This window comes from Plastoroseomonas hellenica, from assembly GCF_018129085.1.
Classification (GTDB): domain Bacteria; phylum Pseudomonadota; class Alphaproteobacteria; order Acetobacterales; family Acetobacteraceae; genus Plastoroseomonas; species Plastoroseomonas hellenica.
In genome coordinates, this window is the sequence record NZ_JAAGBB010000002.1 from 88428 (window position 1) to 106522 (window position 18095).

The window sequence follows — 18095 nt, forward strand, 5'->3', positions numbered from 1 at the left end:
AAATCACCAAAAAGCGTGAATCACGCCGCCAAATAAGTGGCTGGGGCGCGATCGCCTAGCGCACCGCTTCGTGCGCGCGCACCGGCAGATCCGAATCCTCGAGTGGCCGCCAGGCACCGGCGGTCAGGATCTCGCTCGGGCGGAAGCGCTCCTTGTAAGCCATCTTGCGGCTCTGCGGCACCCAATAGCCGAGATAGACATAGGGCAGTCCCAGCGCGCGCGCGCGGGCGATCAGCCAAAGGATGGCGTAGGTGCCGAGCGAGCGACGGTCCTCGCCCACATCGAAGAAGGAATAGACGGCGGACAGGCCATCGCTGAGCCAGTCGGTCAGGCAGGCCCCGATCAGACGGTCTGCGGCATCGCGGAACTCCACCATGCCGGTGGTGATCGGCGTGTCCTCGACCATCGCGCGGTAGTCGTAGAATCCCATTGCAGCCATGTCGCCATCGCTGTGGCGGATGCGCTGGTAGCGCTGGAACAGGGCGAATTGCTCGGCGGTGACCCGCGCCGGGGTCTCGCGGCCGATCAGGTCGGCATTGGCGCGGCGGATGCGGCGCTGGGTGCGGTCCGGGGCGAAGGCGTCGGCGACGATGCGGATCGGGATGCAGGCCTGGCAGCCTGGGCAGACCGGCGAATAGGCGATGTTGTGGCTGCGCCGGAAGCCGGCACGGGAGAGCCGGTCATGCAGCGTCTCCGCCTCGCCGCCCGAAAGCTCGGTCACAATCTTCCGCTCCGTCCGCCCGGCCAGATAGGGGCAGGGAAGCGGGGCGGTGGTGTAGAAGAACTGCGGACGTTTCGTCGGGCGCTGATGCATGGGTCGTCGGGCAGTTTCGGGCGCGGCGGCGCGCAAATCAACAGCCTCCGTATCCCGGCCGCATCATGGCCGCAGCGCGGCCGCAGCACCGCCGCTGCCCAGCCCATCAAGGCGCAGCACCAGCCCGTCACGCCAGGCCGGCAACAGGTCGCCCCAATGGCGGCTCATCGGATGGCCGGACTGGCCGGTGGCGATGACCGCGAGCGTATCGTCGGGGTCGGAAAGGTCGAAGACGGCGCGCAGCCCGGCGCCATGGATGGCGCGGAAATCCCCCTGATCCGTGCGGAAACCGGCGCGCAGCAAGGTTTCCCCATCGCCGGCGGTGGGCGCCTCCAGCCGGGTGAGGGCAGCGAGCGCGGGGATGAAGCGCAGCAGCGGGTGCTCGAAGCGGGCGGCATGGGCCATGCCCCAGCGCCAGGACGCAGGATCGGCGCCGTAGGTGGCGGCGAGGCCACTGACGGCACGGGTCAGCGCTTCGGTCCCGAGCGGGCCGCAGCCGCGGCCGCCGCACCAATGCGCCAGCCGCCCGTCCAGCACCTGGGCGAGGAATTCATGGGATGGGATGTGGGCATTCTCCGGCAGGCCGGCGCGCGCCATCACGGCGCGGCCGAACTCCCGCAAGAAAGCGTTGAAGATCAGCGGCTGCGGCAGGTCGGCGCCCATCCGCCCATCCCAGGCGAGGAGCAGGTCGTGGGCGGCACCGGCGGCGCCCGCCGGCCGCGGCAGGGCCGCGATATGCGGGATCAGGTCGCGGGCCAGCACCGACAGGGTATCGACCTGCATGGCGGCGAAATCGGCCGGGCCGTGGCGGTCCCGCTCCGCCAGCAGCTCGCCGATGCGGCGGAACCGCCAGTCGCCGGGGAAGGCGTGGCCGAGGAAGACCGGATGGCCGGGCGGCGCCGGGCGGCTGTTGGCATTGGCGATCCAGCCGGAGGCCGGGTTCTCGACATGCGGCATGGCATCGAAGGGGACGAAGCCGGACCAGCCCTGGGCGGGGTTCCAGCCTTCGAAGGGCCCGGTGCCGTCGCCGGAGCGCCGGACCGGCGTGCGGCCGGTCAGATACATGGCGATGTCGCCCTGCCGCGTCGCGACCAGGAGGTTCTGCGGCGGCGAGGTGATGAGCGCCGCGGCCGCCCGCGCCTCGGCCAGGGTCGCGGCGCGGTTCAGCGCATGCAGCCCGGCGGCGGCGGTGTCGCGGGGCGCGAGGTTCGCCATGGCGAGCGCGATGAGCGGGGCGGGCGGAGCGCCGGGCTGCGGGGTATCCAGGTCGTTCAGCACTGGGCCATGTATGGTCTCGCGCACCGTCAAGGTGACCGGGGCGGCGCCGCGCACGGCGATGGTCTCGGTGCGGGTGGCGAAGGGCCGGGGGCCGCCCGGCGCGGCGTAGCCGCCCGGCACCTCCCGCTCCAGCGCCAGGTCCTGGGTGTCGGAGGTGGTGGTGGTGAAGCCCCAGGCCAGGTCGCTGCTGCGGCCGATGACCACGAAGGGCACGCCGGGCGCGGTGGCGCCGGCCAGTACCCGGCCGCCCGGCAGCTCGATCCGCACGAGGTACCAGAGGATCGGCGCGCCGAAGCCGAGATGCGGGTCGGAGGCGAGCAGAGGCGTCCCGGTCGTCGAATGCGCGGCGGTGACCGTCCAGGCGTTGGAGGCGGTGGCGGGCAGCGGCGCATCCTCCCCGAAGCGGGGGACCAGGCCGGCGAGGCGATCGAGTGCCGCGGTGCCCGCCGGGGCCAAGGCCTGGCGCTCCGGCAGGTCGGGCCGGCCGGGGCTGCCATCCGATGGCCAGAGCTCGGCAAGGCGCTCCGGCGGCAGCCGGGCGGCAAGGCGCATGCGGTCGAACTCGGTGCGCCAGTCGCCCGAAAGCCAGAGGCCCATCACCTTGCCCCAGAGCAGGCTGTCGGCAGCGCGCCAGGGCTCCGGCGCGCCGAGGGCGATGAATTCCGGCGCGCTGAAGCGGCCGTGCTCGCCGATCCAGGCGTTCACGCCCTCGGCATAGGCATCGAGTGCGGCGCGGGTCTCGGGTGGCAGGCTGGCGAGATCCGCTTCCGCCCGTTGCGCGAGGCCGAGCAGGCGGGAGAAGCGGTCGACGCGCAGGGTGGCGCTGCCCGCGATCTCGGACAGGCGGCCGGCGGCACCGCGGCGCATCATCTCCATCTGGAACAGCCGGTCGCGCGCGTGCAGCCAACCGACGGCGCGCCAGGCATCGGCCTCGTTCGCGGCGCGGATCGTCGGGATGCCATGCATGTCGAAGGCGATGGCGACCGGGCGGTTCAGCGCCGGGATGCGGGCCTCGGCACGGTCCGGCGGCAGCGTCCACCAGACCAGCGCCAGCGCTCCGCCGATCGCGAGCACGAAAAGGAGTGCAAGCGCGAGGATGCCCCGCGCGAGCCAGGAGAACAGCGTCCGCATGGCGCGCAAGATGGGGCCGGGTGCGGCCTTGCGAAAGCGCGGGTTTGCGAAGTTCCTGCCCTGGCGGGCAGGATGGTGGGGAAGGAGGCCTGCCATGCGCCGCACTCTGTTCGCCTTCGCGGTCCTGATCCTCGGTGGTTGTGCCAGCGCGACATTGCCGTTGCCTTACACGCCGGCGGCGGCACCGGCGCAGGAGCCCATCGCGCGCGCGAGCCTGGCGATGGGGGAAGTGACCGATCGGCGCGACATCCGGGACCGCCGCTGGGTGGGCAATATCCGCGACGGCTTCGGCACGCCGCTGAAGCGCCTGCGCTCGGACCTGCCGGTCGACACTGCCGTGGACCGTGCCTTCCGGGAGGCGCTGCTACGGCGCGGGCTGCTGGCGCCCGTCCAGGGTGCGCGTCTTCGCCTCGACATCGTGATCGACGCCCTGGATGCGAATCAGCTCTCGCGGCGGGAAGCGCGGGTGGTGCTGCGCCCGGCGCTGGTCGAGGTGGCGAGCGGGGCGCATCTCTGGACCACGGAAATGCGGGTGGAACGGGTGGAAGGGCGGGCGACGCTGACGCCGGCCGGCGTCTATGGCTCGCTCGAGGATCTGCACGCGCTGATGGTGCGGGTGCTGGCGGAGGCGGTGGACAAGGTGCTGGACGATCCCGGCCTGCGCGAGGCGCTGCGGCGGGCGCCGCGCGGAGGCTGATCCCGGCACTGCGCCAGCGGCGGCGCGAACGGGGCCTTGCCGCATCCGTCGCCATGGCCTGAACTCCGCCTCCGATCCGCCCCCGAAGGCAGGACAGGAGGAAACCGCCGATGCCGTCCACCCGACGCGCCTTGCTCGCCGCCATGCCCGCTGCCCTCGCGGCGCCCGCGATCTGCGCACAGGAGGGCTTTCCGAACCGGCCGGTGACGCTGATCGCCGGCGGCACCGCGGGGGGGCCGACCGACGTCATCACCCGGCTGGTCGCCGAAGGCATGGCCCGCCATCTCGGCCAGCCGGTCGTCGTGGAGAACGTCGCGGGGACGGTGTTCTCGGCCGGGCGGGCGCGGCAGGCGCGGGCGGACGGCTACACCATCCTGAACACCAATGTCGGCTTCGCGGCGAGTGCCACGCTCTACCGCCAGCTTCCCTACAGCGTCACCGAGAGCTTCGCCCCGCTCGGCCTCGCCTCCAAGGCGGCGATGATGCTGGTCTCGCGGCCCGGCTTTCCCGCGGAGAACGTCGCGGAATACGCGGCGGTGATGCGGCGGGAGGGCGACAAGCTGAACCTGGCGCATTCCGGCATCGGCTCCTCCTCCCAGCTTTGTGCCATGCTGCTGCAGCAATCGGTCGGCGCGCAGGCGACCGCGGTCGCCTATCGCGGCAGCGCTCCGATCACGACCGAGCTGATGGCCGGGCGCGTCGATATCTTCTGCGACCAGGTGACGAACACACTGCCTTTCATCCAGCGCAACAGCTTCCCCGCCTATGCGGTGACGAGCGAGGCGCGGGTGCCGGGGATCGAACGGCTGCCGACCATGACCGAGGCCGGGATGCCGGGCGCCACCATGACCACCTGGCACGGGCTTTTTGCCCAGGCGGAGGTGCCGGAGCCGATCCAGGAACGCCTCTCGGAGGCGCTGCGCGCGGCGCTCAGGGAGGCACGGCTGCTGAGCCGTTTCGCGGATCTGATCACCGCGCCCGCCACCCAGCAGGAGGCGACGCGGGAATTCCACCGCCGCTTCCACGCCGAGGAGGTGGCGCGCTGGCGCCGCGTGGTGGAAACGGCGGGCGTCTACGCCAACTGATCGTGTCGGCTCAGCCGTCCACGCTGACCCCCGCGTCGCGCACCACCGCCGGCCACCTCGCGGCTTCGCGCTGCACGAGGTCGTCGAGCGCCGCCGGCGTGCTGCCGACCTTCTCGAAGCCCTGGCGTGCCAGGAAATCGCTGGTCCCGGGTGTGGCCAATGCGGCGAGAACGGCGGCGTTGATCTGTCCGATGATCGGCGGCGGGGTGCCGGCGGGCGCGAAGAGGGCCTGCCAACTGTCCACCACGACGCCCGGCACCACCTCGCGCAGCGACGGCACCTCGGGCAGGAAGCGGGAGCGCTCGGTCGCCGTCACGCCGAAGGACCGCAATTGGCCCTGGCGGATATAGCCGAGCGCCGCCGGCAGGGTCATGATTCCGGCCTGCACCTGGCCCGCGAGCACCGCCGCGGCCGCCGGCCCGCCACCGCGGAAGGGGACATGGACCAGCGGCACGCCGGCCGCGCCGAGCATCGCGACCGCCAGATGGCCGGAGGTGCCGGGACCCGCCGAGGCGACGTTGATCGTCCCCGGCCGGGCGCGGGCCAGCGCCACCAGCTCCGGCAGGTCGCGGGCGGGGACATCCGGATGCACGATCAGCACCTGGGTCAGCAGTGCGATCAGGCTGATGCCGGCGAAATCGCGCACCGGGTCGTAGGTGACGCGCATCAGCGCCGGGTTCACGGTCAGCGGCTCGCTGGCGAGCATCAGCGTATGGCCGTCCGGCGTGCTGCGCGCGGCGGCCTCGAAACCGATATTGCCGCCGGCGCCGCTGCGGTTCTCGACCACGATCTGTTGACCGAGGCGCACATCATTGGCGAGGCCGCGCGCCAGGATGTCGAGGCTGCCGCCCGGCGCGAAGGGCACGATGATGCGCACCGGCTTGTCGGGATAGGTCGCCGCGCGGGCGCGTCCCGGCAGGGCCGGCAGGGCGGCGCTGAGGGTCATCAAGGCCCGTCGTGTCGTTCGCATCATTCGCTCTCCGCGTGTCGGTTCGTGCCGCGGCGTGCGTTCCTCCGTCGCGGCCGCGCATGGCGGCCATCCGTCGTCAGTCAGTCATCCCGCTTGCATCACGGCCGGGCAATGGTGCGGATAAGCTCGACCACCGCCTTGTGGGCGGCGAGTGCGATGCCATCGACATTCGGATCGATGATCCCATCCACCGAATTGATCAGCCCGATCTCGGCGCCGCGCAGCAGCAGCCGCTCCTCGAGCTCGGGCGTGTGCATCAGCGCCGGATCGCCGAGGCGCCTGGCCATGGCGGCGACGATGCCGTAGCAGCCCCAGTTCGAGCAGGCGGCGGTGACCAGCACATCGGCCGACGTGACGGCGCCGATGCGCTCGCCGTGTGGCACATGCCGCTGGACGGCCTCCGGCACCAGCCCCATGCCGATCTCGTTGCCGCCATCGCCGACCGCGACCGAGGGGATGCCGCGCCGCAGCGCCTCGTCGAAGACATGGTCGACACGGGCGCGGCCATGGCCGAAATCGACCCCGCGCATGTTGCAGTAGATGCCCTGCGCGTTGCGCCCGACGCGTTCGGTCGAGAAGACCAGCGCCGGCTGCAGCTCGTCGAGCAGCGGCGCGGCGGCGGCGAGGCCGGCGGCGTCCTCGATCGGGTAGTCGCGCAGCACCGCGACGGCGAGGCGGCCGCCGGGCTGGGTGGTGCGCTTCGCCTCCTCCATGGTCACGATGCTGAGGCCGGCACTGGTCAGGATCTGGCCGATCGGGCTGAGCAGGGAGTTCTCGGCGATCAGCACCGGGATGGCGCGGCGCGCCAGAGAGAGCGCGCGTGCCACGGCCGCGAGGCCCGCCGGGCCGTCATTCTCCCCGATCGCGGGCGAGACCCAGGCGCGCGAGACCGACCCGGTGGTGACCAGGACGGTGGCACCTTCCGGCACCGCGAGCAGCGCCTCGGCCGCGGCGCCGACCAGGGAACGGCCGAGCTTGCCGCGCGCCGCCCGGTACAGCGCCTCGACGCCGCGCCCACCGATATCGATGTTCACCAAGCGGTCGATCCGGTCCTCGAAGGTCTCGGCGCCCATGCGGTTCAGGCTCCGGAGGCATGCATGCCGCAGCAGCTATGCGCGGCGGGGCCAAGCAGCAGACGGGTGACCTTGCCCGGTGCGGCGATGAGCGCCGCCAGATCGGTGAGCCGGGCATCCACCGCCTCGGCCACGGCCTGCGCCCCACCGGCCCGGCGCATCGCCTCGGCGGCCGGCTTCAGGCGCAGCGACACCTGGGCGCCAGGCTGGCCGCTGGTGTTCACCGTCAGGATGCCGTTCTCAGCCAGCAGCAGCATCCCGAGCGCGGCCGAGGCCTCGCAGGGGACGATGGCGGGCCGCGTGCCGGCGCGCTCCCGCGCGATCGCGAGGATGTCGTCCTCATGCACCAGCGGGCCGATATCCGTGGCCCGCACCCGCAGGGCGCCGAGGCGGGCGGTCAGCGCAGCGGTGATCTCGAGGCCGGCCGCGACCTCCTCCCGCAGCCGCGCCTCGCTGTAGCGTTCGAGCGCCCGCAGCACGGCGAGCGCGATCGGCGCGCGCGCTTCCTGTCCCAGCTCGCCCGCCTTGGCCTCGACCCGGGCGACGAGGTCGGCCCGGCCGGCCATGAAGCCGGCGCGCGGCCCCTCCAGCCCGGCCTTGTCGCAATTGCTGATCGCGAGATCGACGCCGAGGGCAAGGCTGCGTGGGCCGCCATGCAGCGTCGGGCGCAGCCGCGCGCCGTAGCCGTCGTCCAGCATCACCGGGACGCCGGCGAGGCGTCCCAGCGCCACGGCCGCCTCCAGCGCGGGGATCGGCAACCAGGCGAGCGTGTTGGTGACGCTGGTGACCAGCAGCAACTGGACCTCCGGATCGGCCAGCGCTTCTTCGACCGCGGCGAGATCATCGGTTTCGATGAAGCGGGCGCCGGCGAGCGCCGCGCCGCGTGCCGCCGAGGTGTGGGAGCGGGCGCCGCGCGGCACGAAGGAGACGACCGAGCCATCGCCGACCAGCGCCAGCATCGCCGCCACCATGCCGGCGCTGGTCCGGTTGAAGACCGCGACGCCGCTCTCGGCATCGCCGCCGAGATGCGCGCGGATGGCGGCGTGCAGCTCGGGCTCGAAGAGCGCCGATCCGATCCATTCCTCGGAGAGCAGGTCGAGATCCTCGGGGCGCAGCCGGAAGTCACGCTGGTTGCCGGTGAAGATGCTGATGGAATCACTCCCGAAGCGGGCGATCCGGTCACGGATGACGCGCTTCGTCTGGGTGAGCTTCAGCGCCTCGTCCGTGGAGGAGCTCAGGATGCGGCCACGCGCATAGCCGACGATGCGGTCGATCGGATTGCCGAAGCGGTCCGATCGCGGCGCCGCGGTGATGGACGGGTCGCCTTGCAGGATGGACATCCTATCGCTCCTCACCGGCCCCCCCGGGGGCGCTGTTTGTGACAGGCGAAAGATCGACGCTAGGGATGGGGGACATTAAGGTCCATCACATTCGGCTTGACCTTCAGTGAAGCAAAGCTTCACGTTTTATGGGAAAGGGGGCGATCGATGCTCGACGCTGGACGCCTGCGCCTCCTGTGGGAGCTGGCGCATCGCGGCACGATGGCCGCGGTGGCGGAGGCACGGTTGATCTCGACCTCCGCCGTGTCACAGCAACTCGCGCAGCTCGAGCTCGAGTGCGGTGCCGCCTTGCTGCGGCGGGAGGGCCGGCGCGTGCGCCTGACGCCCGTAGGCGAGCGCCTGGTCCGCCATGCCGAGCGGCTGATGGCGGTGATGGAGGAGGCGGAGGCCGATCTCGCGACCGGGCGCCGGGAGATCGCGGGCAGGGTGCGCGTCGCAGCCTTCCCGTCGGCGGCGGCGGCGCTGATGCCCAGGGCGGTGCTGGCCCTGCGGCAACGCCATCCACTGCTGGTACTGGAACTGCGCGATGACGGCGCCAGGGTGGGCTTGCCGGAGCTGCGCGGCTGGCAGTTGGACATGGTCCTGGTCGACCGGATCGGCCGCTTGCAGGAGCCGCTGGACCCGCAGATCGAGCTGCTGCCGCTGTTCAGCGACGCCTTGCACGCGATGCTGCCGCGGGATCATCCGCTGGAACGGCGCCCTTTCATCGCGCTCGCCGACCTCGCGGATGAGAGCTGGTCGCTAAACGATGGCAGCAGCGTCTTCCATCGCGCGCTGCTCGACGCCTGCCGGGAAGCGGGCTTCACACCGCGGATCGTCAGTGCCTGCCGCAGCATCGAAGTGACGATGGCGATGGTCGGTGCCGGTTGTTCGATCTCGATCCAACCCGGCCTTTGGGCGCGGCGCTACCAGGGTGCGATCGGCGTGCGCCCGTTGCGGCCCCTTATCGAACGGCATGTTTCGGTCGCGATCCGGCACGGCAGCCTGGCGCAGCCGGCCATTGCCGCTGCGGTCTCGGCCTTGCAGGATGCGGCCGCCGCGCTCGGCGGCGGAGCATCGGCGGAACCGGGCCCGGCGTGGCTGCCGGATGCCGCGACGACAGGACCCTGCGCATGAAGATCCCGACGCTGCCCTTCACCGCCACCGACTGGTCGGCGGTGCCGGCGACGCGCCATGCCGGGGAGACCGGGCATGCGCTGTGGCGGACCTTCACGATCGGCGATCTCAGGGTGCGGGTGGTGGAGTATTCGCCGGGCTACCTGGCCGACCATTGGTGCGACCGCGGCCATGTCCTCTATGTGCTGGAGGGCGAGCTGGAGACCGAGCTGCGCGACGGGCGGCGCTTCACGCTCCGGCCGGGCCATGGCTACCAGGTCTCGGATTTCGGCGACGCCGCGCACCGCTCCTCGACCCGGGACGGCGCCAAGCTCTTCATCGTGGACTGATACCAGCGGTCGCAATCATTGACACGATTGCGACCCCCTCAAACGCCGGGCGGGCGGCATCCGCCGGCCTTGGCGTCGTGCGAAGAGCACGCCTCATGGCGTGACGCCGCACTTGCGGCGGGCCGCATTCGCGGCCTCGGACCGGTCAAGCGACCGGTCCGTTGCTATGAGATCGGCACCCGGTCCGGAGCGGACCGGGCGCTGCGGGCTCTCAGCCCATGTTCACCATGATCGTCTTCTTGTGGGTGAAGTGCTCCAGCATCGCCTCCAGCGAAGCTTCCTTGCCGAGGCCGGAGGACTTCACGCCGCCATAGGAGAGGTTGGCCTGCACCACCAGGTTCTGGTTGATCTGCACGAGGCCCGCCTCCAGCCGGTGCGCGAGGTCGAGCCCGATCTTCAGGTTGTTGGTCCAGAGGCTGGCGGCCAGGCCGTAGTCGCTGTCATTCGCCTCCGCCAGCACCGCCTCCGCGTCGTCGAAGGGCTGCATGACGGTGACCGGGCCGAAGATCTCCTCCCGCACCAGCCGGCTCTGGCCGGTCAGGCCGGTGAAGATCACCGGCTGGATAAACAGGCCCTTCTTCAGCGCGGGATCGGTCGGCATCGCGCTGCAGACATGCGCGGTGGCGCCCGGCGTCGCGGTGCCCTCGGCGATGAAGGCCTTGACCTTCTCGAGCTGGCCTTCGCTGACGATGGTGCCGATATCGGTCTTCTCGTCCAGCGGGTCGCCCATGACCATCTTGTTCACTGCATCCTTCATGGCGGTGACGAAGCGGTCGAAGATCGGGCGCTCGACATAGATGCGGCTGGCCGCCGTGCAGCTCTGGCCCTGGCGGGTGAAGCGCATCGAGGTCAGGGCGCCGGCCACGGTCTTGTCGAAGTCGCAATCGGCGAAGACGATCATCGGCGACTTGCCGCCGAGCTCGAGCGTCAGCGGAATCAGCTTCTCGGCCGCCGTGCGGGCGACGATCTTCCCGGTCTCGACGCTGCCGGTGAAAGTGACCTTGCGGACCAGCTTGTGCTCGACCAGCGGCGCGCCGCATTCCGGGCCGAAGCCGCTCACCATGTTGAAGCAGCCGGCCGGCAGGATGCGGTTCAGCAACTCGCAGATGCGGAGCACCGCGAGCGGCGCTTCCTCGGCCGACTTCACCACCACCGTGTTGCCGGCGACCAGCGCGGGCGCGATCTTCAGCGCCATCAGCAGCATCGGCACGTTCCAGGGGATGATCGCGCCGACGACACCGAGCGGCTCCCGCACCGTGACCGAGAGGACGTCCGGGGCGAAGGGCACGCTCTCGCCCTTCAGCTCGCCGCCGAGGCCGCCGAAGAATTCGAAGATATCGGCGACGACATTGGCCTCGACCCGGCTTTCGGTGCGCAGCGCCTTGCCGGTCTCGAGCGCGATCAGGCGGCCGAGCTCATCGGCATGCGCCTTCAGCAGCGCCGCGCATTGATGCACCAGCGCGCCGCGCTTGCGGGCGGGGACCTTCGCCCAGGCCTTCTGCGCGCGGGCGGCGTCCTGCACGGCGGCGTCGACATCCGCGGCATCGCCCTCGGCCGCGGTCGCGACCTCGGCGCCGGTCGCGGGATTGACCACCGGGAAGGTCTTGCCGGAGCGGGCGGGGACGAAACGGCCGCCGATGAAATGAACGCCGGAGAGCGCCTTCGCCAGCGCGAAGGGGTCTGTGGACGGCGCTTCGGGCGTCTTCAATGGCGTGTCGAGCATGGCGGATCCTCCGGTCGATCGGTCGGGAAGATGCGTCCGCCGGCGCGGCGGCGCAACCGGGCGAAGGGCGGGCCGTTTTCCGTGGATGACCTGTGGAGGACAGATCATGGCGAAGCCGATGACCGACGACGAAGCCCGCATCAGGGTCCGCGAGGTGATGGACGAGATCGGGACCGCGATGTTCGTGACCGTGGACGAGCAGGGGCGGCTGCGATCGCGGCCCATGCAGCAGAAGGGCATTGGCGAGGATGGCCGGACCGTCTGGTTCTTCACCGCTTCCGGCAGTCCGAAGGCGGAGGAGATCGGTCACGACGGCCGCGTCCTGCTCGCCTATGGCGGCTCGGGCCGCAGCCATTATTGCTCGGTCTACGGTCAGGCGCGGATCGAGCGGGATGTCGCGCGGCAGAAGGCCCTCTGGAGCGAGGCGGACCGGGTCTGGTTTCCGCAGGGGCCGGAAAGCCCGGATCTGGTGCTGATCGCCGTCGAGATCGATGGCGCCGAATACTGGGATCCGGCCTCAAGCGTGGCGCTCTTCGCCTATGGCTATCCCAGGGCGCTGCTGACCGGCCGTCCCGCGGAGGGCGGCGAGGCGCGCAAGGTCGCCTTCCGCCACTGATCCCTGCGGCTGGATGCCGCACCAGGGATAATCCCGCCCCCTCGGGCTGCTGTACCAGAGGCCGCTGCAGCAGCCGCACAGGGTTGCGGAGGCGAGGGCAAGGACCGCCAGACGACAGAGCATGTTTGCGGGCTCCCGGGTGACGGGCGATGATACCGGGATCAGTTCGATCCGGCGACGTCCTGAGCGGCGCCGCATGGACAGGGGCGCGCGAGGTGCTAAACGCAAGGCGGAACTCCTTGCCGAGAGAAGCATCATGAGCCAGCAACCAGCCGGTCCCCTTGCGGGTCTGCGCGTCCTCGACCTGACCCGCGTTCTCGCGGGCCCGACCTGCACGCAGATGCTGGGCGACCTCGGCGCCGAAGTGATCAAGATCGAGCGCCCGGAAGCCGGCGACGACACCCGCGGCTTCGCGCCGCCCTTCTGGCCGGAGACCAAGGAGAGCGCCTATTTCCTCGGCGTGAACCGCAACAAGAAGAGCGTCACCCTGGATATCGCCAAGCCCGCCGGGCAGGCGATCATCCACCAGCTCCTCGAGAGCTGCGACATTCTGGTCGAGAACTTCAAGGTCGGCGCGCTGGCGAAGTATGGCCTCGGCTGGGAACAACTCCACCCCAAGTACCCGCGGCTGATCTACTGCTCGATCACCGGCTTCGGACAGACCGGCCCCTACGCCCCGCGCCCCGGCTATGACAGCCTGATCCAGGCGATGGGCGGCGTGATGTCGCTGACCGGGGAGCCGGATGGGCTGCCGCAGAAGGTCGGCGTCCCGGTCGCCGATCTCTTCGCCGGGCTCTATGGCTGCGTCGGTGTGCTAGCGGCGGTGAATCATCGCCACGCGACGGGCGAGGGCCAGCAGGTCGATATCGGCATGATGGATACCCATGTCGCCTGGCTCGCGAACCAGGGCATGAACTACCTGGCGACCGGGGAGAACCCGCCGCGGCTCGGCAACCAGCATCCGAACATCGTGCCCTACCAGGTCTTCCCTTCGAAGGATGGGCACATCGTCCTCAGCGTCGGCAACGACCCGACCTTCGAGCGCTTCTGCAAGCTGGTCGGGCGCGAGGACCTGCTCGCCGATCCGCACTTCGCGACCAATGCGAAGCGGGTCGAGAACCGCCAGCTCGTGACCGACACGCTGACGCCGGTCATGCAGTCCCGCACCACCAAGGAATGGGTGGAGACGCTGGAGGCGGCGAAGATCGGCTGCGGGCCGATCAACAAGCTGTCGGAAGTCTTCGCCGATCCGCACATCGTGGCCCGCAACTGCGTGGTCGAGATGGAACATGCGAGCGGCGCCACGGTGAAGGTCATCGCGAACCCGGTGCGGCTCTCGGCGACGCCGCCGACCTATCGCGCCGCGCCGCCGACGCTCGGGCAGCATTCGGATGAGGTGCTGGCGGGGCTCGGCCTGACGGCCGAGGAGATCGCGACATTACGTGCCGGCGGCGTGGTGTAACGCCTCATGCGCCATGGCGCGGTGCGTTGGCTGGCCGCCACCGGCTTCCACACCCTGCGCTGGGTGGAATGGGGGCCGGAGGATGGTGCGCCGGTGCTCTGCGTCCATGGCCTGACGCGCAACGGGCGCGATTTCGACCCGCTGGCCCGGGCATTGGCAGCCGAGGGCCGACGGGTGATCTGCCCCGACCTGCCGGGGCGCGGCGCCAGCGACTGGCTGCCGCGCGGCGACCTCTACCAGCCGCCGGTCTATGTGGGCGCGCTGGCGCATCTGCTGGCGAAGCTCGACGCGCCCGCTGTGGACTGGGTGGGGACCTCGCTCGGCGGCATCTGCGGGATGCTGGCGGCGGTGATCCCCGGCCATCCGATCCGGCGAATGGTGCTGAACGATGTCGGCGCCTTCATCCCGAAGGCCTCACTGGAGCGCATCCGCGACTATATCGGCGTCGAGGGCGACTTCCCGGACCTCGCCGCGCTGGAGCGGCACCTCAGGCGCGTGCATGCGAGCTTCGGGGCGCTGAGCGACGCCGAGTGGGCGCATCTGGCCGGGCATTCGGCGCGGGCCGCGGAAGGCGGCGCGGTGCGGCTGCACTACGACCCCGCGATCGCGGTCCCGATGCTGAAGGGGCCAGTCGAGGCGCTGGAGCTCTGGCCGATCTGGAATGCCATCACCCTGCCGGTGCTGCTGATCCGCGGCGCCGAGAGCGACCTGCTGCCGGCCGACACCGCCGAGCGCATGGCGACGCGTGAGGGCGTGCGGCTGGAAGTGATCGAGGGCGCGGGGCATGCGCCGGCGCTCATGGACCCGGCGCAGATCACCATCGTGGCGGATTTCCTGCGCGGCTGATATCGGCGGGCGTTACGCCTTCGGCCCCTCCATCGAACGCCATTGCCGCGCCGCCTGCAGGGCCTCCCAGTTCGGCGGGATATCGGGTGGCGACCAGATCGGCATGCCCGCGATCAGGCTGCCGAGGAAGACCAGCTTGGTGAAGACCGCCAGCACCAGGCCGCAGAGCCCGATCCAGAACTGGGCCCGGCGCTGACTCCAGCGTTCTTCGATCAGGCTGTGCAGCAGGCGCCCGCCGTCGAGCGGATAGGCCGGCAGCATGTTCACCACCGCGAGCCCGATATTGATGCCGCCGATCCAATACAGGGCCCGCGGCACCACCGGTGGCGGCAAGGGCGGCGGCCTGGTGAAGATCGCCTCACTTGGCACGTTCGGGGCAGCCACGAAGACCTGCATGAGCAGCCAGGCCAGCGCCAGGCAGGTTCCACCGAGCAGCAGGTTGACCAGCGGGCCTGCCAGGATGATCCGCCGCTCGATGGCGCGGCTCCATGCCCAGCCACCGATCACCGCTTCTCCGCCGCTGGCATGCAGCCGGATCTGGGTCGGGATCAGGCCGAGCCGCCGCGCCATCAGCGCATGGCCGAGCTCATGCGCCAGCACTGACAGCATGATGGCCGGCGCCACCAGCGCCGCGGTCCAGCGGCCGTTCACCCCATGTGTCCAGAGCGGCAGCGTCAGCAGCAGGGCGACGAGGGGCGCGCTGGCATGCACCCAGATCGGCGGGAGGCCGGGCAGGCTGAAAGCCAGCCCATCATCCTTCCAGCGCATCAGCTCCTCAGATAGGGCGGCACCTTCGCCAGCTCGGCGCGGAACCGGCCGAGCTTCCGCAGTAGGCGCTGCGCGAAGGTCAGTGCGCCCGGCGGCGGGGCGGGCAGGGGGGCCAGGCCCGCGGCCTCCATCGCGCCGAGCAGCCCGAGCCGCGCGCTCCGGGCACGGACCAGGCGCCACCAGGCACGGGCGGCATCATTGGCATCCTCGGCGTGGCGGAAAGCAAGCAAGGCATCCACTTCGGCGCGTTGGGCGCGCAAGGCGGTGATATCGCGCGGGTCGCCGCCCGGGATCGGCGGGTGCCACGGCGGCGTGTAGCCAGGTTGCATGGCGCGGGGGAGTTTCTCTTCTTCGTCGTCAGGGCGCGTGGTGCTGTTCACGCTCCGCCGCGGCCTGTCTGGGCGTGCTCACGCGCGTCTGTCCGTGTGCGGCTATCCACGTCTGCTTGGGCGTGCTCACGCACGACGCAAAACCTCCGCCGCCTCCACCGCGAAATAGGTCAGCACGCCGGCGGCGCCTGCCCGCTTGAAGGCGATCAGGCTCTCCAGCACCGCGCGTTCGCGGTCGAGCCAGCCATGGTCGGCCGCACCCGCGATCATCGCATACTCGCCGCTCACCTGGTAGGCGAAGGTCGGCACGCCGAAGCGTTCATGCACGCGCCGGACGATGTCCAGATAGGGCATCCCCGGCTTCACCATCACCATGTCGGCGCCTTCGGCGAGGTCCATCGCGACCTCCCGCAGCGCCTCGTCGGAATTAGCGGGGTCCATCTGATAAGTCTTTTTGTCGCCGCGCAGCGTCTTGCCGGCGCCGAGCGCGTCGCGGAACGGGCCATAGAAGGCGGAAGCGTATTTCGCGGCATAGGACATGATGCGGGTATGGATCAGCCCCTTGGCATCGAGTGCCGTGCGGATCGCGCCGACACGGCCATCCATCATGTCGGAGGGCGCGATGACGTCGATGCCGGCCTCGGCCTGCACCAGCGCCTGCACGGTCAGGATCTCCAGCGTCTCGTCATTGGCGACGTAGCCGTCGCGGATCACGCCGTCATGGCCATGGTCAGTGTAGGGGTCGAGTGCGACGTCGCCGATCAGGCCGAGATCGGGGAATTCACGCTTCAGCAGCCGCGCCGCGCGGCATATCAGGTTCTCGGGGTTCTTGGCCTCGGTCCCCTCGGCGTCCTTCTTCGCGACGGGCGTCATGGGGAAAAGGGCGAGTGCGGGGATGCCGAGCTTCACCGCGTGTTCGACATGGCCGGCGATGCGGTCGACCGTGACCCGCCTCACCCCGGGCATGGAAGGGACGGTGCTTTCCGCATTCTGCCCTTCCATGACGAAGATCGGCCAGATCAGGTCCGAAACGGTGAGCGCGTTCTCGGCCACCAGCCGCCGCGTCCAGCCATCGACGCGGTTGCGGCGGAGGCGGGTGCTGGGAAACTGGCCGAGGGGCGTGCTCATGGTCGTTCAGGCCTTGGTTGCGGCATCCAGCGCCTGCGTGAGGTCGGCGAGGATGTCGTCGATATGTTCGATGCCGACCGACAGTCTGACATAGCCGGGGGTCACGCCGGAAGCCGCCTGCTCCTCGGCGGTGAGCTGGCTGTGCGTCGTCGTCGCCGGATGGATCGCGAGGCTTCGCGCATCGCCGATGTTCGCGACGTGGTACAGGAGCTTCAGCGCCTCGATGAAGGCGCGGCCGGCGGGCGCCCCGGCCTTGAGCTCGAAGCCGAGCAGCGCGCCATAGCCGCCGCGCAGCGTCGCGTCGGCGCGGCGCTTCGCTTCACCATTCTGAAGGGAGGGATGGATTACGGTGGCGACCGCGGGGTGTTCGGCCAGGAAGGCGGCAACGCGATTGGCATTGGCGCAATGGCGTTCGATGCGCAGCGGCAGCGTCTCCAGCCCCTGCAGGGTCAGGAAGGCGTTGAAGGGCGCGAGCGGGGCACCGAGATCACGCAGCAGGCAGGTACGGGCACGGATGATGTAGGCGATCGGACCGAGCGGCTTCACCGCCTGGGTCCAGACCGCGCCGTGATAGCTGGGGTCGGGCTTGTTCAGGGTCGGGAAGCGGTCGCCATGGGCCTCCCAGTCGAAATTGCCGCCGTCGACGATGATGCCGCCGATCGAGGTGCCATGGCCGCCGATGAACTTGGTGGTCGAATGCATGACCACGGCCGCGCCGAGTGCCAGGGGCTTGCAGAGCACCGGCGCCGCCGTGTTGTCCATGATCAGCGGGATGTCCATGGCGCGGCCGATGGCCGCGACCTCCGCGATCGGGAAGACCTGCAGCTTCGGATTGGGCAGGGTTTCGGCGTACCAGGCGCGGGTGCGGGCGTCGGAGGCGCGGCGGAAGGCATCCGGGTCGGCGGGATCGACGAAGCGGGCCTCGATCCCGAATTGCTTCAGGGTATTGGCGAACAGGTTCCAGGTGCCGCCATAGAGGTCGGTGCTGCTGACGATGTTGTCCCCCGCCTGGCAGAGGTTCAGCACGGAGAAGGCGGTGGCGGCCTGGCCGGACCCGAGGGCAAGGCCGGCGACGCCGCCTTCCAGCGCCGCGACGCGCTTTTCCAGCACGTCGACGGTCGGGTTCATGATCCGCGTATAGATGTTGCCGAGTTCGGCCAGCGCGAAAAGGCGTTCCGCGTGCCCCGTGTCCTGGAACTGGAAGCTGGTGGTCTGGTGGATGGGGACCGCGACCGAGCCCGTGGAGGGATCGGCGCGCCAGCCGGCATGCAGCACCTGGGTTTCGGGGTTCGTGCTGTCGGTCATGATCGCGTTGCTCTCCCTGGGGCGTTCGAGGCGGAGACTAGGTGTGGCGCGAGCTGCGCGCCAAGCCTTCTGGCACGGTGGAGAA

17 protein-coding genes are annotated in these 18095 nt (G+C 70.5%); 7 read left to right on the top strand and 10 right to left on the bottom strand.

Going from position 1 to position 18095, the window contains the following annotated elements; all coding sequences use genetic code 11:
* Window positions 1-55 precede the first annotated feature (55 nt).
* Window positions 56-814, bottom strand: coding sequence for an arginyltransferase (locus GXW71_RS02025; RefSeq protein ID WP_211850720.1), 759 nt, complete (start codon window positions 812-814; stop codon window positions 56-58).
* 63 nt (window positions 815-877) lie between these two features.
* Complete coding sequence (locus tag GXW71_RS02030) at window positions 878-3223, bottom strand: penicillin acylase family protein (RefSeq protein ID WP_211850721.1); 2346 nt, start codon at window positions 3221-3223, stop codon at window positions 878-880.
* A gap of 94 nt (window positions 3224-3317) precedes the next feature.
* Here GXW71_RS02030 and GXW71_RS02035 point away from each other — a divergent pair, with 94 nt between their 5' ends.
* Complete coding sequence (locus GXW71_RS02035) at window positions 3318-3920, top strand: hypothetical protein (protein ID WP_211850722.1); 603 nt, start codon at window positions 3318-3320, stop codon at window positions 3918-3920.
* Window positions 3921-4030: 110 nt separating this feature from the next.
* The gene (locus tag GXW71_RS02040; RefSeq protein WP_211850723.1) at window positions 4031-5005 is read left to right on the top strand and encodes a tripartite tricarboxylate transporter substrate-binding protein; all 975 of its coding nucleotides are present in this window, start codon (window positions 4031-4033) and stop codon (window positions 5003-5005) included.
* A gap of 10 nt (window positions 5006-5015) precedes the next feature.
* Here the strand turns inward: GXW71_RS02040 and GXW71_RS02045 are convergent, their stop codons facing one another.
* The 3 genes from GXW71_RS02045 to GXW71_RS02055 all read right to left on the bottom strand — a co-directional run bounded on the left by GXW71_RS02045 (window position 5016) and on the right by GXW71_RS02055 (window position 8388).
* The gene (locus tag GXW71_RS02045; protein ID WP_211850724.1) at window positions 5016-5951 is read right to left on the bottom strand and encodes a Bug family tripartite tricarboxylate transporter substrate binding protein; all 936 of its coding nucleotides are present in this window, start codon (window positions 5949-5951) and stop codon (window positions 5016-5018) included.
* Window positions 5952-6073: 122 nt separating this feature from the next.
* Window positions 6074-7048 carry a glutamate cyclase domain-containing protein gene (locus GXW71_RS02050; RefSeq protein ID WP_211850725.1) on the bottom strand — a complete coding sequence of 325 codons (975 nt, stop codon included), beginning with the start codon at window positions 7046-7048 and terminating at the stop codon, window positions 6074-6076.
* A gap of 5 nt (window positions 7049-7053) precedes the next feature.
* Window positions 7054-8388, bottom strand: a complete 1335-nt coding sequence (locus tag GXW71_RS02055) for a PLP-dependent aminotransferase family protein (RefSeq protein WP_211850726.1) — start codon at window positions 8386-8388, stop codon at window positions 7054-7056.
* Window positions 8389-8484: 96 nt separating this feature from the next.
* Between GXW71_RS02055 and GXW71_RS02060 the strand changes: the two genes are divergently transcribed.
* Entirely contained in the window at window positions 8485-9504 is a 1020-nt protein-coding gene (locus GXW71_RS02060; protein WP_211850727.1) for a LysR family transcriptional regulator, read from the top strand.
* A complete protein-coding gene (locus GXW71_RS02065) occupies window positions 9501-9833 on the top strand; it encodes a DHCW motif cupin fold protein (RefSeq protein ID WP_211850728.1) in 333 nt (110 codons plus the stop codon). The genes GXW71_RS02060 and GXW71_RS02065 overlap by 4 nt, the downstream gene beginning before the upstream one ends.
* Window positions 9834-10044: 211 nt before the next feature.
* On the opposite strand, the gene GXW71_RS02070 is transcribed toward GXW71_RS02065, so the two are convergent.
* A complete protein-coding gene (locus GXW71_RS02070) occupies window positions 10045-11556 on the bottom strand; it encodes an aldehyde dehydrogenase family protein (protein WP_211850729.1) in 1512 nt (503 codons plus the stop codon).
* Between the two features lie 106 nt (window positions 11557-11662).
* Here GXW71_RS02070 and GXW71_RS02075 point away from each other — a divergent pair, with 106 nt between their 5' ends.
* From GXW71_RS02075 to GXW71_RS02085, 3 genes are all read left to right on the top strand, one after another.
* Complete coding sequence (locus tag GXW71_RS02075; RefSeq protein WP_211850730.1) at window positions 11663-12172, top strand: pyridoxamine 5'-phosphate oxidase family protein; 510 nt, start codon at window positions 11663-11665, stop codon at window positions 12170-12172.
* Between the two features lie 256 nt (window positions 12173-12428).
* Window positions 12429-13634 (top strand): CaiB/BaiF CoA transferase family protein, encoded by a 1206-nt coding sequence (locus tag GXW71_RS02080; protein WP_211850731.1) that lies wholly within the window; start codon window positions 12429-12431, stop codon window positions 13632-13634.
* A gap of 6 nt (window positions 13635-13640) precedes the next feature.
* Window positions 13641-14480, top strand: coding sequence for an alpha/beta fold hydrolase (locus GXW71_RS02085; RefSeq protein ID WP_211850732.1), 840 nt, complete (start codon window positions 13641-13643; stop codon window positions 14478-14480).
* 12 nt (window positions 14481-14492) lie between these two features.
* Here the strand turns inward: GXW71_RS02085 and GXW71_RS02090 are convergent, their stop codons facing one another.
* The 4 genes from GXW71_RS02090 to GXW71_RS02105 form a co-directional block, all read right to left on the bottom strand.
* Complete coding sequence (locus tag GXW71_RS02090; RefSeq protein WP_211850733.1) at window positions 14493-15248, bottom strand: metalloprotease; 756 nt, start codon at window positions 15246-15248, stop codon at window positions 14493-14495.
* Window positions 15248-15628, bottom strand: a complete 381-nt coding sequence (locus GXW71_RS02095) for a hypothetical protein (RefSeq protein ID WP_211850734.1) — start codon at window positions 15626-15628, stop codon at window positions 15248-15250. Before GXW71_RS02095 ends, GXW71_RS02090 begins: the two co-directional genes overlap by 1 nt.
* A gap of 75 nt (window positions 15629-15703) precedes the next feature.
* Window positions 15704-16705: a porphobilinogen synthase gene (hemB, locus tag GXW71_RS02100; RefSeq protein WP_211850735.1), complete on the bottom strand. Its 1002-nt coding sequence runs from the start codon at window positions 16703-16705 to the stop codon at window positions 15704-15706.
* Window positions 16706-16711: 6 nt separating this feature from the next.
* Entirely contained in the window at window positions 16712-18010 is a 1299-nt protein-coding gene (locus tag GXW71_RS02105) for an O-acetylhomoserine aminocarboxypropyltransferase/cysteine synthase family protein (protein ID WP_211850736.1), read from the bottom strand.
* Window positions 18011-18095 lie beyond the last annotated feature (85 nt).